Genomic DNA, 23,935 nt, shown 5'->3' with positions numbered 1-23,935 from the left:
GTCAGGGAAGATGTCAGCATATATTATCCGTCGTTTACTCTTGGTGATCCCTACCTTGTGGGCGATTATCACGATTAACTTTTTTGTGATCCAAATTGCACCGGGTGGTCCGGTCGAGCAGGCGGTGGCCAAGCTGGAAGGGCGTAGTTCCGGGATCATGGAACGTTTCACCGGCGGCGGCCAGGAAGTACTGGCCACGGCGCAGGAAGAGAGCGGGAGTGGTTACCGGGGTTCACGGGGGCTGGATCCTGAGGTCGTGGCCGCGATCAAGCAGCAGTTTGGCTTTGATAAACCGCTCCTCGAGCGCTATTGGGATATGCTGAAAAACTATGCCACGTTTAATTTCGGCGAAAGCCTGTTTCGTGGCGGCAACGTGATTGATTTGATTATCGAGCGGTTGCCGGTCTCGGTTTCACTCGGGCTGTGGAGCACCCTGATTATCTACCTGGTGTCGATCCCGCTCGGGATTGCCAAAGCGGTGCACCACGGTTCCCGGTTTGACATCTGGAGCAGCGCGGTGGTGATAGTCGGTTACGCCATTCCCGGATTCCTGTTCGCGATTCTGCTGATTATCTTCTTTGCCAGCGGCAACTACTTCAGTTGGTTTCCGCTGCGCGGGTTGGTGTCGACCAATTTTGAACAGCTAACCTGGTATCAGCAGATCATCGACTACTTCTGGCATTTGACGTTGCCGATCTTCGCGATGGTGATCGGCGGCTTTGCCACCTTGTCGATGCTGACCAAAAACTCTTTTCTGGATGAAATTAACAAACAGTATGTGGTCACTGCCCGGGCCAAGGGGCTGGATGAGCAGAACATTTTGTACCGCCATGTGTTTCGCAATGCAATGCTGATCATTATTGCAGGGTTTCCGGCTGCATTTATCAGTATCTTCTTTACCGGGGCCATGCTGATTGAAGTGATGTTCTCACTTGAGGGCATCGGGCTGTTGGGCTTTGAATCAACCATCCAACGGGACTATCCGGTGGTTTTCAGCTCCCTCTATATCATGACGCTGCTCGGCCTGATCCTGAATATCGTGTCTGATATCACCTATACCCTGGTTGATCCCCGTATTGATTTTGAGGCGCGCTAGTGAAAATGAACCCGTTAACCCAGGAGCGATGGGCCAGATTCCGGGCCAACAAACGGGGCTACTGGTCGTTATGGCTGTTTAGCCTGTTGTTTGTGATCAGCTTGTTCGCTGAGGTGATTGCCAATGATAAGCCGTTGCTGATCCGGTTCGACGGCGGTTGGTTTTTGCCGATCGTCACAGAATATGCCGAAACCGAGTTTGGCGGCGAGTTTGAGTCGGCCGCTGATTACACCGACCCGTACGTGGCGGAGCTGATCCAGGCGGACGGCTATATGATCTGGCCCCTAATCCGCTTCAGCTACGACACCATCAACTACAACCTGCCGGGTCCGGCGCCGTCACCGCCTGATAGTGTTAATTGGCTGGGAACCGATGATAAAGGGCGGGATGTCCTGGCCCGGATCATCTACGGCTTTCGCATCTCCGTGCTGTTCGGTTTCGCCCTGACCCTAATTTCCACGGTGATCGGGGTGATTGTTGGTGCCTGTCAGGGGTATTACGGCGGCTGGGTGGATCTGTTCGGCCAGCGGTTTATCGAAGTCTGGTCGGGAATGCCGACGCTGTTTTTGCTGATCATTCTGTCCAGTTTTGTCGAGCCAAATTTTTGGTGGCTGCTCGGAATCATGGTGCTGTTTAGCTGGATGGGGTTGGTGGGGGTGGTACGCGCCGAGTTTCTTCGCTGCCGCAATTTCGATTATGTCCGCGCCGCGCAGGCGCTGGGGGTTGGTGATGGCCGGATCATGCTGCGTCACATGTTGCCGAATGCCATGGTCGCTTCGCTGACCATGATGCCCTTTATTCTCAGCGGCTCGGTGACGACCTTAACCTCGCTGGACTTTCTGGGTTTTGGTCTGCCGGTCGGCTCGCCGTCGCTGGGCGAGTTGCTGGCGCAGGGGAAAACTAACCTGCAAGCGCCTTGGCTGGGGCTGTCAGCCTTTGTGGTGCTCTCAATTATGCTCAGCTTGCTGGTGTTTGTCGGTGAAGCGGTCCGGGATGCCTTTGATCCCCATCATCAGAGATAAATTATGGCGAAACCATTATTAACCATTGAAAATTTATCCGTTGGTTTTCAAACCGGCGGTGGGGTGAGTCAGGTGACGCAGGAGGTCAGTCTGTCGATCCGCCGTGGGGAAACGCTGGCGCTGGTGGGGGAAAGCGGCTCGGGGAAGTCCGTGACCGCCAATGCTATTTTGCGTCTGCTGCCGAAATCATCGACCCGCTATCTCGGCGGTCAGATCCGCTACGACGGTATCGACATGCTGACCTGCAGCGAGCGGGAAATGCGCGGGATCCGCGGCAACCGGATCGGGATGATTTTCCAGGAGCCGATGATGTCGCTCAATCCCCTGCACAAAATTGGCCGCCAGCTGTGTGAAACGCTGGCGATTCACCACGGCACCCGGCAAAACGTGGCCGAGAAGCGGGCGTTGGGCTGGCTGAAAAAAGTCGGGATCCGTAATGCGGAACGGCGGATGCAGGCCTATCCGCATGAACTTTCTGGCGGAGAGCGCCAACGGGTGATGATTGCCATGGCGCTGATTAATGAGCCGGAGTTGTTGATCGCCGATGAGCCGACGACTGCACTGGATGTGTCGGTCCAGGCGCAGATCCTGGAGCTGCTCAAAGATCTGCAACAGGAAATGGGGATGGCGATGCTGTTCATTACCCATGATTTGAGTATCGTGCGCCGGATTGCGGATCGCGTTGCCGTGATGCAGCTGGGCAAACTGGTCGAAACCAATACCCGGGAGATCATCTTCACACACCCCTCTGATCCGTATACGGTGAAGTTGATCAATTCAGATCCCAGCGGTCAGCCGGTCCCGGTCGATCCGCAGTCGCCGGCGTTGTTTACGGTCGATCATCTTCGGGTCTGGTTTCCCGTGACCGGTGGGATCCTTAAACGGGTCCGGGATCACATCAAGGCGGTGACGGACGTTAGTTTTGTTTTGCGCCGCGGCCACAGCGTGGGGCTGGTGGGTGAGAGTGGCTCCGGCAAGTCCACCACGGGAATGGCCTTGCTGAAGTTACTGCACAGTGAAGGGCGAATTGAATTTGACGGGCATGATATTTCGACCCTGAACCGCAAGCAGATGTTGCCTTACCGGAGTCGGTTACAGGTCGTGTTTCAGGACCCGTTCTCGGCGCTGAATCCGAGGATGTCGGTGGCGCAGATCATCGGTGAAGGGCTGAAGGTCCATCAGGCCATTTCAGATGAAGCCGCAGAGGCGGTGATTTGTCAGGCCATGCGCGAAGTTGAACTGGACCCGGCGACCCGCCACCGTTTCCCGAACGAGTTTTCTGGCGGCCAGCGCCAGCGAATCGCGATTGCCCGGGCGCTGGTGCTGAAGCCTGAGTTTATCCTGCTTGATGAGCCGACCTCCTCGCTGGATCGCACCGTTCAGTTCCAGGTGCTGACGTTGCTGAAGAAGCTCCAGCAGAAGCACGGACTGAGTTACTTATTTATTAGCCATGATTTACACGTTGTGAAATCTTTGTGTCATTACACGCTGGTATTAAGGAATGGAGAAGTGGTGGAGCAGGGGGAAACCCGGCAGCTGTTTACGGAGCCCCAACATGCGTATACGCGGGAGTTGGTGAATTTATCATCAGTTTGAGAGCAGATTAAGACATTTAATGCCAGAGATTGCATATATTGTAAAGCAAAATATTAGGTTTTGCCTATTAAAATAATAGGCAAAACCATGTATCTCATATTAATTTAGATGTTAATATCTCGGTCCATCAGGAACGCGTTCACCGTATGTGTGATCTGAATGGATAAACTCATGGTTAAGCCAGAAAATAATTGCATTGTTATTTTTGGTGCGTCAGGCGATCTGACTCATCGGAAATTGATCCCCGCTTTTTACCACCTCTATGCCAACGGCCTGCTCTCAGACAAATTCGCGATTCTCGGTGTCAGCCGGACCGAGTATTCTGACCAAGCATTCAGAGACAAGCTGAAAGCTGCGTTGGTAGCTTCGGAAAAAGTCGACGAAGCGACGCTGGAAGCATTTTGCCAGCATCTATACTACCAGGCGGTCAATACGTCTGATGTCGAAGAATACGCGCAACTGAAACATCGCCTCGATGATCTGGGTCAACAATACGACACCCAGGGCAATACCACCTTCTATCTCGCGACCCCACCAAGCCTTTACAGCGTGATCCCGGAATGTCTTGCCGCCCACGGCATGAACGATGAGTCTCAGGGCTGGAAACGTCTGATTGTGGAAAAACCATTTGGTTATGATCTGGCTTCTGCAGAAGTGCTGGATGACAAACTGCATCAGCATTTTAAAGAGCACCAGATCTACCGTATCGACCACTACCTGGGCAAGGAAACTGTGCAAAACCTGCTGGTGTTCCGTTTTGCCAACGGGATGTTTGAGCCGCTGTGGAACCGTAATTTCATCGACTATGTTGAAATCACGGCTGCGGAGTTCCTGGGTGTGGAAGAGCGCGGCGGCTACTATGACGGTGCCGGTGCGGTGCGGGATATGTTCCAGAACCACCTGCTTCAGGTGTTGTCGATGGTGGCGATGGAGCCGCCGGCAGCGATTAATGCCGACTCCATGCGTGACGAAGTCGTCAAAGTGATGAACAGCTTCCAGCCACTGTCGGAAAGCGATCTGCAGAATAATCTGGTCCTGGGCCAGTACACGGCTTCGGATGTTCGTGACGATCACCTGCCGGGTTACCGTGAAGAGCAGGGCGTGGCCGATGACTCCCGGACCGAGACGTATGTCGGTCTGAAAATGTTCATCGACAACTGGCGCTGGAGCGGCGTTCCTTTCTATGTCCGGACAGGTAAACGTTTGCCAACCCGAGTGACGGAAGTCGTGATTCACTTTAAGAAAACCCCGCATCCGATGTTCAGTGCTAATGCACCGAAGAACAAGCTGATCATTCGCATTCAGCCGGATGAAGGCATTTTAATGAGATTTGGCCTCAAAAAACCGGGTGCAGGCTTTGAATCGAAAGAAGTTTCGATGGATTTTCGTTATGAGAGCCTGGAAGAGACCAACATGCTGACGGCTTACGAGCGTCTGCTGCTGGACTCGATGAAAGGGGACGCGACCCTGTTTGCCCGTTCCGATGCAGTCACGGCCTGCTGGAAATATGTTCAGCCGATTCTCGAATATAAAGAGAATCCTGAGCATCTTTATGGCTATGCGGCGGGTACTTGGGGACCGAAGGAAGCTGACACATTGCTGGCCAACGACCAGCGTGAATGGCGCTTCCCATGTAAGAACCTGACAGATACCGACTACTGCGAGTTATAATGATGAACTATCAAGTATTTGAAACACCTGATCACGTCGTAACGTCACTGGCCGAAACCCTGCTTGCGTACGGCAAGGAAAATCGCCCGGTCCATATTTCACTGTCTGGTGGCAGTACACCGGCCCTGCTGTATAAAACACTGGCTCAGTCGCCGTGGGCGGAGTCGATTGCCTGGCAGAACCTGCACTTCTGGTGGGGTGATGAGCGTTGTGTCGGTCCGGAAGATCCGGAAAGCAACTACGGCAAAACCAAAGCGCAGTTGTTCGATCACATCGCGATCCCGTCGGAAAACATCCACCGTATCCGCGGTGAGAATTTTGCTGCTGAAGAAGCCGGTCGATTTGCCGAAGAAATGCTGGCCGAGATCCCGCTGAAAGACGGTGTTCCTGTGTTTGACTGGATTATTCTGGGCATGGGGGCGGATGGCCACACGGCGTCACTGTTCCCGGGCCAGACCGACTACGAAACCACAGAGATCGCGGCCATTGCGGCGCACCCGGAAAATCGTCAGATCCGAGTGACCAAAACCGCGCATCTGATCCGTCATGCCAAACGCATCACTTACCTGGTGATGGGAGAGAGCAAGGCGTCAGTGATTAAAGAAATTCATGACGAAGCGGAGCAAGCGTCAGCTTATCCGGCTGCCCAAGTCAAGGCCATTGACGGCCTGACAGAGTGGTATTTAGATTCAGAAGCAGCCCAAGAGCTAGCGTGAGGAGTATGAAATGAAAGCAGATATTGGTGTAATTGGCCTGGCGGTAATGGGCCAGAACCTTATCCTGAACATGAACGACAACGGGTTCAAAGTGGTTGCTTACAACCGTACCGTGTCGAAAGTTGACGAGTTTTTGAATGGTCCGGCGAAGGGTACCAACATCGTGGGTGCTACCTCGCTGCAGGATCTGGTCGACCAACTGGAGCGTCCGCGCAAAGTGATGCTGATGGTTCGCGCAGGTGATGTGGTTGATCAGTTCATCGATAACCTGGTGCCGTTGCTGGAAGAAGGCGACATCATCATCGATGGCGGGAACACCAATTATCCTGATACCAACCGTCGTTATGCCGCGCTACGTGAAAAAGGCATTCGCTATGTTGGCGCAGGCGTTTCCGGCGGTGAAGAAGGTGCCCGTTTCGGACCTTCCATCATGCCGGGTGGCGATCCGGAAGCATGGCCGCATGTGAAGCCGATCTTCCAGGCGATTTCTGCCAAAACGGACAAAGGCGAAGCGTGTTGTGACTGGGTTGGTAAAGAAGGCGCCGGCCACTTCGTCAAAATGGTCCACAACGGGATCGAATATGGCGACATGCAACTGATCAGCGAAGCTTATCACTTTATGAAAGAAGGTCTGGGCATGTCTCATGATGAGATGCAGCAGATCTTTGCCGAGTGGAACAAAACCGAGCTGGACAGCTACCTGATTGAAATCACTGCCGACATCCTGGGCTACAAGGATGAAGACGGTGAAGCGCTGGTTGAGAAAATCCTCGACACGGCGGGCCAGAAAGGGACTGGTAAGTGGACCGGGATCAACGCCCTGGAGCACGGCATTCCACTGACGCTGATTACGGACTCTGTATTCGCCCGTTGCCTGTCTTCACTAAAAGATCAACGTGTTGAAGCCGAGAAGCTGTTCAATAACCCAATCAGCAGCATCGATGGTGATAAAGCGCAATGGGTTGATGCCCTGCGCCAGGCGCTGCTGGCGTCGAAAATCATCTCTTACGCGCAAGGCTTTATGCTGATCCGCGAAGCGTCTGAAGAGAATGGCTGGGAACTGAACTACGGTAACGTGGCGCTGATGTGGCGTGGCGGCTGTATTATCCGCAGCGCGTTCCTGGGCAATATCCGTGACGCCTTTGAAACCAATCCTGAGCTGGCATTCCTGGGTCTGGATCCGTACTTCAAAGAGATTCTGGAAAACTGTCTGCCGGCATGGCGCAAAGTGGTTGCTAAGTCGTTCGAAGCAGGCTTGCCGATGCCATGTATGTCATCTGCGCTGACGTTCCTGAACGGCTACACCACAGCACGTCTGCCAGCGAACATGCTGCAGGCGCAGCGTGACTACTTCGGCGCGCACACCTATGAGCGTACCGACAAGCCACGTGGTGAGTTCTTCCACACCAACTGGACCGGTAAAGGCGGCGACATTTCGTCGACGACTTACGACGTTTAATCTCAGTCTGCTGAGAAAGTCATTTAACAATAAGCGCGGTTGATAGAACCGCGCTTTTTTTATCTCTGAATCGTGAACAGTATATCCTGCTAAGGCCGCAGTAAACGTATGAGAACACCGTCAGGAAAAGTCGAACAAATTTCGCTGATCAGCGATGAGAGAACTCATCTTATGTGTTTGCCGCTTGGGATTAATTGAATTCATCCTAAATTGTGACTTAAAACCCCGTTTCATTGCTCACCCTGAGAATTTTCTAAAATTTCTATCTGAATAGCATAAAATTTTACACATTACAGCAGTTCGATGAATTGAACTCACTTTGTATAAATATTGCTCTTTTTGGGCATCAAAACGATGCGATTGACTGGCTAAATGCTGAAATAAGTGTGATCGCTAACATAAAAACTGGCTGCCCGGTCAATAAGTAAACAAATCGAATGTTTTGATCATTTATGCGCAATGAAATGAATACCTATGTGATCTGAGGCAAGAAGAGGAACTTTCTGGATGTTGTTTTATTGTTGTTTAAGTGTGCTAAGGTTCACGCTAAATTGAGTGACAAAATAAAAATCTTAACATTCGGCTTACAATCTGCTTATTATACTGACTGAGCATTAACCATAATCTATAAGACAGGGAGATTTTAATGCAGTCGTTAGTAGATTTTTTGAACGGAATTATATGGAGCCCGGTACTGATTTATTTGTGCCTCGGTGCGGGTTTGTTCTATTCCATTACCACGCGTTTTGTACAAATCCGTCACTTTCGTGAAATGTGGCGTCTGCTGCTTTCCGGTAAAAGTTCTGACCAAGGTATTTCCTCTTTTCAAGCACTCGCCGTTTCTTTGTCAGGACGTGTAGGTACCGGTAACATTGCAGGTGTTGCTGCCGCGATCGGATTTGGTGGTCCAGGTGCAGTATTCTGGATGTGGGTTGTTGCCTTCCTGGGTGCTGCGACTGCATACACTGAATCTGCGCTGGCGCAGATTTATAAAGAAGAAGACGAAGACGGCCAGTTCCGTGGCGGCCCGGCTTATTACATCGAAAAAGCGATGGGGCAGAAGTGGTACGCTTGGACCTTTGCCATTGCAACTGTGTTCGCCTGCGGCATGATGCTGCCGGGTATTCAGTCCAATAGTATCGGTAACGCGGTCGAAGCTGCGTTTGGTACCGGTGGCATGATTGAAACCACCATGGGTACCATCAGCCTGGCGAAAATCCTCACCGGGACCATTGTGTCGATTATCCTGGCATTCATCATTTTCGGTGGTGTGAAACGGATTGCGAACTTCACTCAGGTCGTCGTGCCTTTCATGGCTCTGGCGTACATCGTGGTTGCTTCTGTGATTATCCTGCTGAACATCGATATGGTTCCAACCGTTATCGGAATGATTGTGGGTGATGCCTTCACACCGATGGCTGGTGTGGGTGCCGCAATTGGCTGGGGTGTAAAACGAGGTGTTTACTCGAACGAAGCCGGTCAGGGTACAGGTCCACACGCTGCTGCAGCGGCGGACGTCCAGCACCCGGCACAGCAAGGTCTGGTTCAGTCGTTCTCAATCTACATCGATACCCTGCTGGTTTGTTCTGCGACAGCCTTCATGATCATCATCACAGGTGCGTATAACGTCCACGGTGGTGCAGAAGGGACATTCCTGGTACAAAACCTGGCGGCTGATATTGGTGCCAATGGTCCGGTCTTTACCCAGATGGCAATTGAAAGCACGATGCCTGGTTTCGGTAAGCCGTTCATTGCTTTCGCACTGTTCTTCTTCGCCTTCACCACGATTCTGGCGTACTACTACATCGCGGAAACTAACATTGCTTACATTCGTCGCTCTGTGAAAATTCCGGGCATGATGTTCGCGCTGAAAGTGGTTCTGACAGCAGCGGTATTCTACGGTACGGTGAAAACAGCGAACCTGGCGTGGGCCATGGGTGATGTGGGTGTTGGTCTGATGGCATGGCTGAACATTGTCGGTATTCTGATCATCTTCTTTATGTCTAAACCTGCACTGGCTGCGCTGAAAGATTACGAAGCGCAACAGAAAGCGGGCGTCAAAGAGTTCACTTTTGATCCAGTGAAGCTGGGCATCAAAAATGCGGACTTCTGGGAAAAACGTCTGAAAAATTCAGGCAAGCCTGCAGCGCAGCCTGAAGAAGTCGAAGGTGAGCCGGTGAAGCCGATTGCCTAATCAGGACAAACGATTCATGACGAATAAGGGTTAGCTTCGGCTAACCCTTTTTTTATTTTGTGCTTTTTCGTCGTTATGCACCATTGCACCGAGTATGCCCGGGATATACAATTCGTATATGTTTCGTATTTGAAGTGTATCAAGGTGGCCTATTTTGGGTATTGTGAAAATTTCCGATGACCTCCACGAGGAGATCCGTAAAGCCAGTCAGGTGATGTCCCGCTCCATCAATGCTCAGGCCGAGTTTTGGGTGAAAATGGGCATGCTGGCCGAAATGAATCCGACCATGAGCTATAACGAGTTGGTTCAGAAGCTGTTGCGTGAAGTTGTGGTACCGCCGGTGGAGGCGGTTCATGAATAAGGTGGTGATTAAAACGGCGCAGGAAGCCGATTTGATGCGCGAATCCGGCCGCTTGCTGGCACAGGTTTTCGCTATGCTAGATGATTTTATCGAACCTGGCGTTACGACCATGGCAATCAATGATCGGGTTGAGGCATTTATTACCGCTGAGCTGAATGCCCGACCGGCCAGCAAAGGCCAGTATGATTATCCGTATGCGCTCAACACATCGATCAATGAAGTGATTTGTCACGGAATGCCGAGCGAGCAGAAAAAGCTGGGGCAGCGTGACATTATCAATGTCGATATTACGCTGGAAAAAGACGGCTTTATTGCCGATTCCAGCAAGATGTATGTGATGCCGGATGCAACCCCAATCGCCCGTAAGCTGGTGGATGTGACCTATCAGGCAATGTGGCAGGGGATCCGAATGGTTCGCCCCGGCGCCAGGCTGGGAGATATCGGCCACGCGATCCAACAGCATGCCGAACGCTTTGGTTTTAGCGTCGTGCGTGAATACTGCGGTCATGGCATCGGCCGGGAAATGCATGAAGAGCCGCAAGTGTTGCATTACGGCTTGCCGGATACCGGCCTGGTACTGCGTGAGGGAATGACGTTCACCATTGAGCCGATGATTAACCAGGGCACGGAAAAGACCAAAACTAAGCGTGATGGCTGGACGGTGATCACCCGGGATAAAAAGTTGTCGGCCCAGTTCGAACATACTGTGCTGGTCACCGCCGATGGGGTGGAAGTGCTGACCCTGCGTGAAGGGGAGCAGATTCCGGCTTGAGCGCAGTAACCCGCATTCACAGCAGCTTCTTCATTGTGATGCGAAGAAGTGTCGCGACGGACACTTCTTCTATTCGCTGGTTCTTATCACAAATTCTTTTTACTGAGCTTGGTGTGCGTATTAGCTGAACAACGTTGCGCACGAACCGTGCTGCTTGATTGCAGCCAGTTGTTGGCCCAAATGCGTGTACATCTGTTCAAAAGCGAAATTACCCGTGCTGATACGCTTGACCCCTAATTGTGCCAAGACTTCAAAACTTGGCAGATCCGGCATTGCCATGACATTCAACGGCAACCGGATTGCCTCGGCGACAGCTTTGATATCATCCACTTGGGTGATGCAGGGGACAAACAAGCCATCAGCCCCGGATGCCTGATACAACCGTGCACGTTTGATGGTTTCGGCACGCGCCTCGTCAACGCCCAATAAGAATGCATCACAGCGGACGTTGATAAAGACGTTCACCTGGCGCTGTTGCAAGATTTCACGCACCTTGAACAGCAGGCTCGCAAACTCATCAGCATCACAAAGGTTGCGGCTTGTCTCCACCCGGCTATCTTCAAGATTGATCCCGACCACGCCAAGCTCGGCCAGTTGCTGAATATGATTCGCAATCACTTCCGGCACCTGGCTGTAACCTGCTTCGATATCCACACTCAAAGGCAGTGCAGTTGCGGTGGCAATCCGCTGGACCATAAACACCAACTCTTGAAATGGCATCTGTTCACCATCGTCATACCCAAGCAGGCTGGCCATTGCTGCACTGGAAGTGCCGAGTGCCTGATAACCGGTTTGCTCTGCACAACGGGCGCTGGTGGCGTCCCAAACGTTACCGAGTAATAATGGGTTCGATAGTTGGTGTAACTGGGTAAATGTATGCATTCGATTTGTTCCTCAATAGGGGCTTGGTGACTGTTGCGCCGTTCCTGTTTTGCTGTATTCATTGTGCTTTCCGGTATTGATGAACACCAACGATACAAATCGACTTTTAAAATAAGAAATTCTTATAATACGTGTTTGTGAAACGCCTATAGATCTCTGAAATGTATAAAAATATCAATCTACTCGTCACGTTTGAATGTGCAGCCCGGCACAACAGTTACAGCTTGGCCGCGGGAGAGCTTTGTATTTCTCAGGCCGCCGTCAGCCAGCAAATGCGGCAATTAGAACGAGACTTAGGATGTCGGCTGTTTCTCAGGAAAAATCGGCAAATGTTGCTGACGCAGCAAGGGCAAGCCCTGTTTGATGGCGCGCGACCGGCATTGCGAATGATTGACCGTACATTGAATCAAATACATACAGAGGAAGTTGCAGGGGAGTTGACCATCAGTTCAACCCAGGCGTTTACCACGTTATGGCTGATGCCGCGGCTGCAGCGATTTTCCGATGAACATCCGGAGATTCAGGTGCGTATCGTCTCTTCGCCGGGCTTTGACGATCTCAAGCAATCGCATATCGATCTGGCGATCCGTTTTGGGGTTGATGTGGAGAAACATACACCGCGAAGTCTTGCCTGCGACTATTTTGGCGAAGATTTTGTGTATCCGGTGTGCTCGGCCCGGCTGATGGAAAAGTTGGCGTTCGCATCGCCGCAAGATTTGCTCTCCACCTGGCTTGTGACGCTGGAAAACCCTGGTCACTATAGCTGGCACCACTGGTTTGAACATGCTGGCGTTGACGGTTCTGAGCACCATGAACAGTGGACGCGTGTCAGCAGCACGGATATGGCTTTAAATGCGGTTCAAAGTGGTCATGGTGTCACGCTTGCGGCGACATACCTCTGCCGTCGGCAACTTGATACAGGTGAATTAGTGATCCCATTTGACCAGCCGCATCCGAATTCGGTGAAACGCTACTTCGTGTACGATCCGCATTCAGCGAAAAAGGCTCGCTTACAGGTGTTTATGCAATGGCTGAAAACGGAGATGTCGAGTGAAGGCGAAAATGATTTTTCATCATCGAAGTGAATGATCCATCCAAGTTCCGGATGTATCTGACTGTATGCACCGCTCGGCGCTGTGTCCCCGATTTCTATTCTGATAGCGTTTGTTTGTACTTTTAACCAGAGCGACTGAAGATGAAATCGACTGGGCTACCGGAAGTTTGTGGCATCCAATCCATCCTTTATGGTGCAGAAAAGACCACCGACAGGGTATATGTTTACCTTCATGGCGCGGGTGAGTTCGGCCAAGGGGCTGAAGGGCAATATCAGTATCCGGGGTTTGCCACCATGCTCAGAGATGGCAATCTTTCACTGAAGCAGCCATTGATAATCGCGTGTTGTATGGCGGGCACGCATTGGTTGCCGGACGCCCTCAAGTCATACCTGGATGAAGTTAGCGCGCATTTGGGGCATGCTCAGATTGATCTCATTGGTTACAGTCGCGGCGGTGAAGGGATTTATACGCTCCTTTCACATATACGCAATCCTGATCTTCGAACTGCGACCATCATCAATTCAGAAATACCACCGATGGTTTTACCTCACCCAACCGTTCCGCTGCATGTGATCCATGCATCTCAGGATCAATTCACGTCATTGGCGAGCGTCAAAGCCTTTGTGGAAAGCCATACTGACAGCAATATTAAATTCACTGAGTGGGAAGGCGACCACTTTTCAATAGAAGCCATTGCGCGATCAGGTGTGTGGAAAGACTGGCTTGAACTGCCGAAGTGAAGTTGCGTTGATGGACTTGAAGTGTCTTGAGGCAGTGTCGACCAATCTGATATTGACCGTCTGTGACATTGTACGAGAGTATGATAATCGCGTGGTTGACGGTGTTTTCTGGTAATATCCTGAAATTGTGTCTGTGACGGTCCCCCTGAGTCAGGCACGGCATTGACTATTTTACAAAGGAAACCGCTCCATGAGCCAGCAACAACCGAACAACCCGTTACATGGCCTGTCGCTTGAAAAGATCCTCACACGCTTAGTCGAGCATTATGGTTGGGATGGCTTATACAACGAGATCAAGGTGAACTGCTTTAGCAACGATCCATCCATCAAATCTTCCCTGAAGTTCCTGCGAAAAACGCAGTGGGCGAGGGACAAGGTTGAATCCTTGTATATCCGTACGTTTAGCTGAGCCTGAACACAAGCGGAATAGGTCATTTATACGCCCCGGAGGTAAGGAATAACGCCGGGGTCGTAAGTCTGAGGTTATCTTGCCTTGAGCATATGATTCCCATCTGGAAACGGGACATTCAGCCACATTCATTATTTGTAAAGGACGACGTATGAAAGAAACCGTTGATGCAGTTGTTGAATTAGACCGGATTAATATGGCGCCCATAATTGCTGAATCCGGGGGTGCATTTTCCGTATCCAGACGGAGAAACAAGCTGATTGAAGAGCTTGAAAGTGGTTCGGTGATCCTGACGCAATATCTCCATGATAAACTTGCCGGGTATATTCAATATATTCCAAGAGAAGCGGGTGATGTTTATATCCTCTCGATTCAGATCCATCCTGAGTATCGCTCTGGGCTTGTCTTAAAAAAATTATTGAAGTCAGCTGCGATTGATTTGTTACAGCGACAGCCGAAGTCTCTTACCAGTTCGGTGCACCGAAATAACGGACCATCAATTGCGCTGCATACGCGTTTAGGATTCCTGGTGACGAGTGAGACCGACGAACGAATTGAATATATTTATGATGGTATTGCATTAAGGCATAAGCTGAATCAATTTTCGGGAAATCTTGGCAAGGTTTGCTGACATCAAAGAGCGGCCACAGAGGAAACGGTGAAGGTAGATTTCGGACTGAGCTGTAGCCACGTTGTTATGCCCAATTTCGATGTCATAGTCATTTTTTGAATCTGTACCTTGCCTACATGCTTCTTGAATGGATACTGGGTTGATATTTATAGGCTCTATCCGCTTACCTTATAGAAGGAGAGTGATCGTGAAAGCTTTTGTTCTAAGAATATCACCGAGTAGCGTTGATCAAGTGCAAGAGGCATTGGCATCCAACCAAATCATCATTGGTTGGAGCAAAGCCAAAGGGCTTCTTCAGCCAAATCTAAGTCGAAGTGCATTCAGGACCATTTTGAGTGAAACTTATTATAGTAATGAAAAAAGTCTGAGAAAAGCGGGGTCTGCTACTGGGCATATGTGGCGGTTTATTCGTGATATGGAAGAAGGCGATTTGGTTGTTGTGCCGCATGGATCCAAGTTCTATGTCGCAGAAGTTTCTGGCGCTGCGATTTACCTTCCTGAAAATATTCATGATGACACATGTTATCGAAGGGCGGTGAAGTGGCTGAATAACGCAAAACCAATTCCGAGAAAACGAGCCAAAGCAGCGCTCGTCTCCCGAATGAAAACGTATGGAACATGTGCCCCGGCAACTGACTTAGTCGATGAAATTCAGGATTGTTTGGATAACGAGAAAGATAAGCATAAACCGACGTTTGATAGCGATTTAAAACAAGGATTAGTTTTACAGACGCTGAACGAACTCAGAAATGGGCGACTTGACAGTTTTGCATTTGAACACCTGATCAAAGATGTCTTACTCAGTATGGGGGCAACCGAGTCTATTGTTGTTGCTCGGAGTAAAGATGAGGGAGCTGATGTGCTGGCTACATTCATGGTAGCTGGTATGTTTCAGCAAAAGGTTGCTGTTCAAGCCAAGCACTGGCAACCTAAACCGCCAGTTGGTGCGGATGTTGTTGAACAGTTGATTCAGGGTTTAGAAGCGGAGTCTGCTCATTACGGTATGGTGATAACATCCGGCACCATTTCTGATGAAGCTATAAAAACGGCAGAAGATTATTACGAGCAAACTGGAACCAATATTGAGTTGATTGATGGAGAGCAATTTGCACAAATGGTTGTCGAACACTACGTCGCTAAAAGCTAACGTGTTTTCATTCAAACTTGAACTTTCCCAATGACGCCAAACTGACACGGTGCGTTTAGAGGTTGGGGTACTCTCTGAACAACTGGAAAGCAAATGAATAATACCCCACGTATTGCGAATATTTTATAGATGCTCTCTTTGTTGACCTCCGCTATCGAGGCCAAGGCTTTGGCTAACTAGCGTTAGCCGCGTTGGTGCGTTAGCCTGTGAACTGTGATTGTCGACCAACTATACCGGGCTTGCCTCCCGTTCGGCTTGCAGGAGAATTGAAGTGAAAGTACGTCCTTGGCTCTTGAGCCTTCTATTGTTTTTCTCACCAATGCTTCTCGCAGCCGTCGTGGAACACCCGGACATACGTCACGAATTACTTATTATGGAATCAAGAGATCAGGACGCTCGTCGGGCGTTTCATCGGCTGGATGCTGCTGAACTGGGGAAAGAGGCTGTCAAAAGCAGGGTTCAACAGTTGCAAGCCATTGATCGGGAAAATACACAACGGCTTGAGCAAATCATTGCCAGAATCGGCTGGCCGACACCGGCGCTGGTGGGAGATGATGGCGCTGGTGCGGCTTGGTTAATTGCACAACATGCCGATCAGAAACCGGCGTTTCAGAAATACGTGTTAGGCCTGTTAGAACCCTTGGTTAAAGCGGGGCAGGTCAAGCCGTCACGTTACGCCTATCTCTATGATCGAACCCATATTCCACAACGATTCGGAACTCAAGGCCGCTGCATTAATGGCACCTGGGTTCCTCTTGCTATCGAATCTGTTGAGAAGGTTGAAAGCTTGAGAAAGGAATTTCAGATGCAACCTTTTGATGAATACCGAAAGCTTGCGACGGAGAAACTTTGTCGTGGGTCGAAGTCAAACCACATTGATTGAGGTGGTGTGATTTCTGTTTGATTTGAGGCTACTTGCGTGTTCACTCTGCCCCCTGAAATCGAGAAGGCTTATTGGTGTGATGTGAGTGTTTTCCGGTGGCTGAGATGCTCCTCATGAACAGCGACATAGCCACAAGATTCATAGAATCGACCTGCTGCCAAAGTGTCAGTAAACAACACAACTTGAGAAAATGAGCTGGAAGCATAGTTTTCAAGTTGCTTGAGTAATCTCCGGCCAACACCTGCTCTGCGATACAGTTGACTGACATAGAATCGACGGAGTCGCCCAACACCATTGCAATTACTCATACCGCCAATCGCGATTAAAGTACCATTGTCTCGTATGGCCAACAGAATTTCGCCAGGCCCGTTGAATCGATTTTCGTCACTGTCAAATTCGTCAATGAGGCGCTGTAAGAACCGAAATCCTTCTGACTGACTTTCAAGAACTAACCCCTGGATATCTTGAGGTAATGTTATTATTTGCTCGATTTCCATAAATTTACCTAACAAATGAAATGGATGTTTTTCATCAGGATTTATTATGCCGGGTCAGTCTGATGACGAAATCACGTCTATTTTGTTCCGGCCACGTGGCGATTGTGATGATGCGTAGTTTCGCTTTTAAGCTATCTCGAAGATAGAAAAAACAAACAGCCATAAAATTTGAAAGCCATAACTCAGCCGCTGATGCAGACCAGGATTCGTCTTGGCTTTGAAAGCTAAACTCAGTTTGTATGAAAAGAACAAGCTGCTAATCAGGCAAACAAAGGAAATTGTCCGGAGCGAGAATGGGAACGAACTTGAAAAAATGACGATGGCTGGAGCAATGATGAATGAAAGCAGCATGACCGCGCCAGAGTAAGAATGAATATTGCAACTTGTCGATGGGGTCGCTGTGTAAGGGTCAGCATCCATTGGGAAAAATCCGCAAACCCATGTACATAAGCCGTGAATTATGACCATTGAGCCGATTGCAACGATCACGACGGAAGCGGCGTGGGTCGATACAAGGTAGTAGCCAAATACAATGAAAAGAAAACCCAGGGGATAATTATTGATTGCTGGCGACAACTTCTGCGTGGGGCTGTCCAATGCACCCAGCTCACTACAAAATTGTGTGGCATGGCTGTAGTTGGGATAGAAGAGGGAAGCGATATAAATACCAAGAACTATCCATATGGATGCAACGATACCAGCATACTGAATCAAACTTTCCATGTTTGAAATCCTCCTTGAAAACTCATCAATGACATGGAATCCACCTCATCAGGCTTTTCCAACGGGGTATGTCTGATTTCATACACACCGGAAGCCACCATGTCCAAATCCGTCTATGGCATTGATTTCGCCAAATTGGGCTTCAGTATCCATGGTGAGGACCATCAAGGCAAGTTGTTGATTCACAGAATTTTACCACGCTTGAAAGTTCTTTCTATTTTGCCAGTTTCCCATACATTATCGTTGGTGAGGTGTAGTACGCAATGCTGAATGGCGAAAAGAACAAAGCGAAGTAGACTGCGGTGTTATTCTGAACTATTGGCTTCTCCACAGCTAAAGGATTCGCTTTCCTCCTTGACATCGAGAAGGCTCATATGTGTTATGTCATGATTTATTCCACGTAACTTTTGTTATGACATATATCAATGTAAACAATAATAGGACCGAAAAAAGAGCTAGTGCGTCCGCATACAAAAAAGCGATTAAGCTACATGATATTGTTAGAGTAAATAACTTTTCATGCCCTAATTCGATAATGTAAGCTGCGATAATCACAAGCAATGTAGCAAAGTAATAAAGGTCATCAACATAGTCGGTTGTCTGGAATTCATCACCATAAAAATGACCAGCCCAATACGCTATCAAGAATTGAAAAAATGCAAGCAGTGCATATCCAGATGCTACAAATCGAAAATATAGTGATTTTTGACGTGACATCAAACTTTCCTTCTCATATCGAATATTAATTTAGAATATGATTCTCGCATCAAGATCTGATTGATGACATAACGCTGCAGCTGAGCGCTCTAGTTCTTACTTAGTAAACAGAGGATAAAAGTTTAAACCAAGAGCTTCCAAATTGGCACGGCCTGAACTCTCTCGGTCAAGTACACACAGCACATTCCTCACCACTTTTTAACTCCTTGACTGCATCAATGATAGCCCCATCAGAAGTGACAACGTCTTCAATGATTACGAGCTCTTTACCTGTATTATCACCACCCTCAGCTAACTTACAAGTACCGTATACTTTGGCTTCTTTTCGCATAAACAATACTGGATTGTCTGTTGCTAAAGAGATAGCAGTCGCAAATGGGAGCTCACCCTAGCTTCCATTGGTTCAAACAGAGTTTAATTCCCAATCAAATCTATATAGTAAACCTTATCAGTATATCGACGATACAAATTAGTTGCGATCAATTTTGTCGCTTGATTCATGGCCTGAGGCGAGGATTTAGGGTTATTTCTAGCCTTCTCATCAGGCTTTGCCATACTTGGTATGTCTGATTTCATTCCAACCGGAAGTCACCATGTCCAATTCCGTCTATGGCATTGATATTGCAAACTGAACTCCAGTGTCTACGGTTAAAACCAACAATTCAAGTCATTGAACTGCAAAACAATAATGCGGTTGAAAGTTCCTTGAACGCCTGCCAACATTTCACTTGTCATCAGCGTACTAGCCTTCAAGTGGGGACGTATCTTCTTCCGCTGCTGGCAGAACAGTAAACCTTACGATGAAGCAAAATACATCAATACTCTGGTAGAGAAAATGTCATCGATAGTCGGTTGCTTAGCAGTAAAACAGTAAAGTTAAGATGATGATATTAACTATGGACCGTCCATCTCAGAGCGTGTTGTTATGCCTGTGCTGATAAGTGCGACAATATCACCTTGTAGCAGAATTCAAAGTCACGTTCCAAGCCCGGGTCAGAGTAGTCTTTTAAGTGGATACGAAAATCAGCGATACCATCGTCTGTTGTTTCAAAAGTCTCTAGAAACTCGTTTTCACGTGCAATTATTACTGATGGATTGTCATAACCTCTTGTGTTGAATTGGTCTGCTGTTATGTCAATTTTCAAACCACCCAAGTTAAGCCATACATGAGATTGCAACTCTTTGTGATTACCACCATACTCACCACGAATTAATGTTGCGCCAGAAAACCCATTGTCAGTTAAATACGCAGCTAAAATCTGAGAAGAATCGTCACAACAAGCCGAAGGAAACTGACTAGCAGATAGTGACGTTCCATCAAAATTAGATGGATTTAAACACTCCATTATCCGACGAAAATCCAATACAAGGGCACGCAACTCTTCCATTTTTCCTCCAAAAGCGCTTTGTTATGTGTGTTGCTTAAACCTAGCGATATGACGTTTATACTTCTTCTCACGCCACCACCAAATCACAAAACTAAAAGGAAAGGCACCAATCAATGCCCAGAATCCACTCATTAATATGTCGGTAGTTTGTGCCCAACTTAAAGCGATTTCTGATATAAATATTGGTTCAATACTACGTCCGATCATCACGCCTAAAATAGCAGGAAACGAAGTACGGACAGCAAAACTAAAGCTTCCCTTTTTTCGCTCTAGTTTCCACTTGGAAAATTCGACATCCGGGTCTTTCATTATCTCCTCCATAAGACATTCGGTATGGATACATAACATCTAAATAGCAATATCATGCATATAATCTTACTTAGAATTTAAACACATCAGGTCGAATATCAAGCACTTAAGTCTTTTTTGATATCTATAAATAGTTTTTAGTTTGGGCAAAGTAAGCATTGTGATTTTGTGAGACCTCGTATGCGCTCGAGGTTTTTTAAAAATATCATTCTTATCAAATGGATAGGGTCCAGAATTTTGCAAAAAAAAAGCCACGATGCAACATCGTGGCTTTTGGGTCTTCGGGGTAGGGTCTTTAGACCGTGAACTTGCTCATCACTTCTTCTTGTTGATGAACTTTACGGATTTGCTGTTCCATCGCCTGATTGGTGTTTTCAGCGCCATCCGCAACCTGGACCGACAGCTCTTTGATGTTGAGGGTGTTGTTATTGATCTCTTCTGCGACCAGGCTTTGCTCTTCGGCTGCCGAGGCGATTTGCAGGTTCATTTCGTTGATCTTCTCAATGGCGACATTGATTTGATTCAGCGCTTCGTCCGCTTCCTGAGCTTTGATGACCGTATTGGCAGCGGTTTGCTTACTTTCACCCATCACGGTGGCGGCAGTGGATGCTCCGGATTGTAACTGCTCAATCATCTGACGAATTTCTGTGGTCGATTCCTGGGTGCGTTGGGCCAGCGTTCGGACTTCATCGGCAACCACAGCAAAGCCACGACCGGATTCCCCAGCACGGGCGGCTTCAATCGCGGCGTTCAGGGCCAGCAGGTTGGTTTGATCGGCAATTTCGTTAATCACCTGTAAGATGGACTCGATATTACCGGTATCGCTCTCCAGCTGCTTGACGACGTCTACGGTGCGGTCGATTTGAGTCGACAAGTCGTGGATCGCCGCAGTGGTATGGGAAACAATCTGGCTGCCTTCCGAGACTGAAGATTCAGCCGCCTGGGCCGCCGCCGCCGCATGCTGGGCATTGCTGGCAACGTCGGCAGAGGTCATCGCCATTTCATGCATCGCAGTTGCCAGCTGATCCAATTCCTGCAATTGTGAAGACATGGCATCGGCGGAATGTTTCGCGCCGGCTGCGGTTTGCTCAGTGCTGTGCAGAATATCCTGGCTCAGGGATTTGGACTCGATGATCAGGCGTTGCAGTTTGTCGGTGAAGGCATTGAAACCTTTTGCCAGCTCCGCAAACTCCTGGTCGGTGTTGGTATCCAGGCGGCGGGTCAGATCGCCATGACCCGAGGCGACATCCTGAATGGCGTCGTTGAGATCCTGGATCGGGCGCATCAGCACTTTGATCAGCATAAGCAGGGCAATAATCCCGGTGATCAAGGCAAGTGCAGAGTAGATGATTGAATCTGTTTTCAGTTTATTGACTGCGGCAAACGCCAGGCTCTCATCCAGAACGGCGCCCACAAACCAATTCTGACCCGGAATTTGGGTGAAGGAAACATTCAGCTGTTTGCCGTCTTGTGCCAGGGTCGTCGGTTGCTTGCTAATAGGCAGATTCCCCAGGAAAGAAGACATGCTCTTGCCGTTGAAATCGGCATTCGGGTGCGCGATCACGGTGCCGTGGTTATCAACAATAAACAGGTAACCGGCATCAAACAGCGAGACTTGGTTAACCAGCTTCGCCAGGCCACTCAGGCTGACATCAAAGAAAATTGCGCCCACAAACTGGTTGTTCTCAAATAAAGGGGTGGCGATGGACACCAGCATTTCTTTGGTCAGCGTATCCGGATACGGCTTGGTAATGATCAGCTCGCGACTTTGTTGAGTGGCTTTATACCAGGGACGGCTACGGGGATCCCAGTTGGCGCCCGGGTTCCAGTTCGGATCGCTGCTGGTGTAGCTGCCGTCACGCTCAAAGCCCTGTCCGGCCAGCAGAAAGGCATCGTGAATGGTCGGCTGGTTCAGCACGGTCTGGATATTGTCTTTCGACAGATCCTGTTCGATCAGGCTGGTTGCGTAACGGGCCAGCGATTTACTGCTGTTGAGCTCCGCGTTAATGGTGTTACTCATGCCGGAAACAATTTCATCAATGCTGTGTACGACAAGCGACTGTACTTCAGCTTTGGTTTTGAAGTATTGATTGGCAGAAAGCAGAGATAGGGCAGCAAGCAAGATGGTAGAAGATGTTGCGACAATCTTATGGCTGAACTTCATAGAATGAGACCTCAACAAGCACATGGTTAAGGCCTATTTTCCCCTTGCGCGGATAGGGATGTTAATCAAAGATTTCAAAATATGTGATCATGGAATATGAATTATTTGTGCTAAGTCATTTTTTGATGAAAATTTGAACGATTATGTATGTAATCTCAGCGGATTGTTGTTCATCTCAGCAATTTGTTAGCGTTTAAATATGCAACAAAATGAAAAATGGCGGCAATGATGCCGCCATTTTTAACAAAATCGAAACCTTATTCTGCAATCAAGTCATACTCTCGACGCAAGATATCGATGATTTCTGCTTTTGGATTGTCACTCAGGTGGATTGGCTGACCGGTCACTTTTTCGGCAATCCCGGTATAGACTTTGGACACCTGCATCAGGACTTCTTGCGGCAGGGCGTTATCGCGCGCCAGGGCTTCGCGCTCATCCATCCGATCTTTGTTCAGCAGAATGTCCGGATCCGGAAAATAGTTGAGCAGGAGCTGGCGGAACTCTTCTTTTGAGTTTTCGACAATCTTGCCGTCACGATAGGCCGCGCCATCCCAAATGCGTGATGAGTCCGGCGTACCGACTTCATCCATGTAAATGAGTTTCTCTTTGCCTTCGGCATCGGTGACATAACCAAATTCAAACTTAGTATCGACGAAAATCTGATCCAGTTTGGCCAACGCGTCGCTAATGACGTTGAAGCCTTCTTTCAGCAGGGTTTCGTAACGGCTGATATCTTCGGCGGACGAGAAATTGAAGGCCGCAAAGTTCTCTTCGATGTTGCGGCGGGTAATATTGACGTCGTCAGCTTCCGGCACCCCAGGAATACCTTTGAGGATCCCTTTGGTTGATGGGGTGATCAGCAGCTCAGGCAGCTTCTGATCTTTGGTCAGTCCTTCCGGGACTTCAATCCCACAGAATTCACGCTCGCCTTTGTCGTAGGCGCGCCACATTGAGCCGGTGATGTACTGGCGGCAGATCGCCTCGATTTTCACCGGTTTGGCTTTCTGAACAATCCAGACAAACGGATGCGGAATATCCAGGATGTGGCTGTCGGCCAGGCCATTGTCACGGAACAGCTGGAACCAGTGATTGGAAATCGCATTGAGGGCAGCCCCTTTGCCCGGAACGCCTTTCATCCCACCTTCACCGTGCCAGATACAGTCAAAGGCAGAGATACGGTCACTGATCACCATGATGGCCAGTGGCGCATCCGGCTGGACGTTGTAGCCTTTTTCCTTGATCAGGCGGCGGCTGTCGGCTTCAGTCAACCAGTAGACAGAGCGCACTTTACCACTGTGAACAGGTTGGTCAGTACGGATCGGGAGGTCATCATTTACAGCGAGAACTTGATCGGCAAGGCTCATGGTGAATTCCTATTTCAAGAGTCGGGATACAGTCAAACCGGCAGGAAAGCGTGACTGAATAAGCAACAAAATAGCGGCTTCCGCTGCCAGTGGCGCTGATCATAGCAGAAGCTCAGGCGGCTTTCAGCAACTAAAGCAA

Annotated in this window: 22 protein-coding genes; 15 read left to right on the top strand and 7 right to left on the bottom strand. The window is 49.1% G+C overall.

The genetic code is table 11. The features are described 5' to 3' along the window. The first annotated feature begins 10 nt into the window (after window positions 1-10). The 9 genes from VV869_RS03255 (at window position 11) to map (ending at window position 10,887) form a co-directional block, all read left to right on the top strand. Window positions 11-1,096 (top strand): microcin C ABC transporter permease YejB, encoded by a 1,086-nt coding sequence (locus tag VV869_RS03255; protein WP_337733557.1) that lies wholly within the window; start codon window positions 11-13, stop codon window positions 1,094-1,096. A gap of 5 nt (window positions 1,097-1,101) precedes the next feature. Then, a complete protein-coding gene (locus VV869_RS03250; RefSeq protein WP_337733556.1) occupies window positions 1,102-2,118 on the top strand; it encodes an ABC transporter permease in 1,017 nt (338 codons plus the stop codon). Between the two features lie 3 nt (window positions 2,119-2,121). Next, window positions 2,122-3,714: an ABC transporter ATP-binding protein gene (locus tag VV869_RS03245; RefSeq protein WP_337733555.1), complete on the top strand. Its 1,593-nt coding sequence runs from the start codon at window positions 2,122-2,124 to the stop codon at window positions 3,712-3,714. A gap of 171 nt (window positions 3,715-3,885) precedes the next feature. Next, on the top strand, window positions 3,886-5,385 hold the full coding sequence (gene zwf / locus VV869_RS03240; RefSeq protein WP_337733554.1) for a glucose-6-phosphate dehydrogenase: 1,500 nt from the start codon (window positions 3,886-3,888) through the stop codon (window positions 5,383-5,385). Continuing rightward, on the top strand, window positions 5,385-6,101 hold the full coding sequence (pgl, locus tag VV869_RS03235) for a 6-phosphogluconolactonase (protein ID WP_337733553.1): 717 nt from the start codon (window positions 5,385-5,387) through the stop codon (window positions 6,099-6,101). The genes zwf and pgl overlap by 1 nt, the downstream gene beginning before the upstream one ends. 10 nt (window positions 6,102-6,111) lie before the next feature. Further along, window positions 6,112-7,560, top strand: coding sequence for a decarboxylating NADP(+)-dependent phosphogluconate dehydrogenase (gnd, locus tag VV869_RS03230; protein WP_337733552.1), 1,449 nt, complete (start codon window positions 6,112-6,114; stop codon window positions 7,558-7,560). Window positions 7,561-8,206: 646 nt separating this feature from the next. Continuing rightward, window positions 8,207-9,754: an alanine/glycine:cation symporter family protein gene (locus VV869_RS03225; RefSeq protein ID WP_337733551.1), complete on the top strand. Its 1,548-nt coding sequence runs from the start codon at window positions 8,207-8,209 to the stop codon at window positions 9,752-9,754. Between the two features lie 154 nt (window positions 9,755-9,908). Next, window positions 9,909-10,115: a ParD-like family protein gene (locus VV869_RS03220; RefSeq protein ID WP_337733550.1), complete on the top strand. Its 207-nt coding sequence runs from the start codon at window positions 9,909-9,911 to the stop codon at window positions 10,113-10,115. Further along, a complete protein-coding gene (gene map, locus VV869_RS03215) occupies window positions 10,108-10,887 on the top strand; it encodes a type I methionyl aminopeptidase (RefSeq protein ID WP_337733549.1) in 780 nt (259 codons plus the stop codon). The genes VV869_RS03220 and map overlap by 8 nt, the downstream gene beginning before the upstream one ends. A gap of 120 nt (window positions 10,888-11,007) precedes the next feature. On the opposite strand, the gene VV869_RS03210 is transcribed toward map, so the two are convergent. Next, window positions 11,008-11,769 (bottom strand): isocitrate lyase/PEP mutase family protein, encoded by a 762-nt coding sequence (locus tag VV869_RS03210; RefSeq protein WP_337733548.1) that lies wholly within the window; start codon window positions 11,767-11,769, stop codon window positions 11,008-11,010. Window positions 11,770-11,930: 161 nt separating this feature from the next. Between VV869_RS03210 and VV869_RS03205 the strand changes: the two genes are divergently transcribed. The 6 genes from VV869_RS03205 (at window position 11,931) to VV869_RS03180 (ending at window position 16,634) form a co-directional block, all read left to right on the top strand. Then, window positions 11,931-12,854 carry a LysR substrate-binding domain-containing protein gene (locus VV869_RS03205; RefSeq protein ID WP_337733547.1) on the top strand — a complete coding sequence of 308 codons (924 nt, stop codon included), beginning with the start codon at window positions 11,931-11,933 and terminating at the stop codon, window positions 12,852-12,854. A 110-nt stretch (window positions 12,855-12,964) separates the two neighbouring features. Beyond that, the gene (locus VV869_RS03200) at window positions 12,965-13,564 is read left to right on the top strand and encodes a hypothetical protein (protein ID WP_337733546.1); all 600 of its coding nucleotides are present in this window, start codon (window positions 12,965-12,967) and stop codon (window positions 13,562-13,564) included. 190 nt (window positions 13,565-13,754) lie between these two features. Then, a complete protein-coding gene (locus VV869_RS03195; protein ID WP_337733545.1) occupies window positions 13,755-13,973 on the top strand; it encodes a VF530 family protein in 219 nt (72 codons plus the stop codon). A gap of 151 nt (window positions 13,974-14,124) precedes the next feature. Continuing rightward, window positions 14,125-14,604 carry a GNAT family N-acetyltransferase gene (locus VV869_RS03190; protein ID WP_337733544.1) on the top strand — a complete coding sequence of 160 codons (480 nt, stop codon included), beginning with the start codon at window positions 14,125-14,127 and terminating at the stop codon, window positions 14,602-14,604. 187 nt (window positions 14,605-14,791) lie between these two features. Next, entirely contained in the window at window positions 14,792-15,751 is a 960-nt protein-coding gene (locus VV869_RS03185) for a restriction endonuclease (RefSeq protein WP_337733543.1), read from the top strand. Window positions 15,752-16,022: 271 nt separating this feature from the next. After that, window positions 16,023-16,634 (top strand): DUF6624 domain-containing protein, encoded by a 612-nt coding sequence (locus VV869_RS03180; protein ID WP_337733542.1) that lies wholly within the window; start codon window positions 16,023-16,025, stop codon window positions 16,632-16,634. A gap of 68 nt (window positions 16,635-16,702) precedes the next feature. Here VV869_RS03180 and VV869_RS03175 read toward each other — a convergent pair whose 3' ends face one another. The 6 genes from VV869_RS03175 to VV869_RS03150 all read right to left on the bottom strand — a co-directional run bounded on the left by VV869_RS03175 (window position 16,703) and on the right by VV869_RS03150 (window position 23,796). Further along, a complete protein-coding gene (locus VV869_RS03175) occupies window positions 16,703-17,131 on the bottom strand; it encodes a GNAT family N-acetyltransferase (protein WP_337733541.1) in 429 nt (142 codons plus the stop codon). Between the two features lie 126 nt (window positions 17,132-17,257). Next, window positions 17,258-17,854 (bottom strand): DUF998 domain-containing protein, encoded by a 597-nt coding sequence (locus VV869_RS03170; protein WP_337733540.1) that lies wholly within the window; start codon window positions 17,852-17,854, stop codon window positions 17,258-17,260. Window positions 17,855-19,494: 1,640 nt separating this feature from the next. Continuing rightward, complete coding sequence (locus VV869_RS03165; RefSeq protein ID WP_337733539.1) at window positions 19,495-19,959, bottom strand: hypothetical protein; 465 nt, start codon at window positions 19,957-19,959, stop codon at window positions 19,495-19,497. A 21-nt stretch (window positions 19,960-19,980) separates the two neighbouring features. Further along, window positions 19,981-20,268, bottom strand: coding sequence for a hypothetical protein (locus tag VV869_RS03160; protein ID WP_337733538.1), 288 nt, complete (start codon window positions 20,266-20,268; stop codon window positions 19,981-19,983). A 295-nt stretch (window positions 20,269-20,563) separates the two neighbouring features. Continuing rightward, window positions 20,564-22,432 (bottom strand): methyl-accepting chemotaxis protein, encoded by a 1,869-nt coding sequence (locus tag VV869_RS03155; RefSeq protein ID WP_337733537.1) that lies wholly within the window; start codon window positions 22,430-22,432, stop codon window positions 20,564-20,566. 257 nt (window positions 22,433-22,689) lie between these two features. Next, on the bottom strand, window positions 22,690-23,796 hold the full coding sequence (locus tag VV869_RS03150) for a phosphoribosylaminoimidazolesuccinocarboxamide synthase (protein ID WP_337733536.1): 1,107 nt from the start codon (window positions 23,794-23,796) through the stop codon (window positions 22,690-22,692). Window positions 23,797-23,935: the final 139 nt, after the last annotated feature.

This window comes from Photobacterium sp. MCCC 1A19761, from assembly GCF_037389125.1.
Lineage (GTDB): Bacteria > Pseudomonadota > Gammaproteobacteria > Enterobacterales > Vibrionaceae > Photobacterium.
This window is presented reverse-complemented; position numbering and strand designations above follow the sequence as displayed.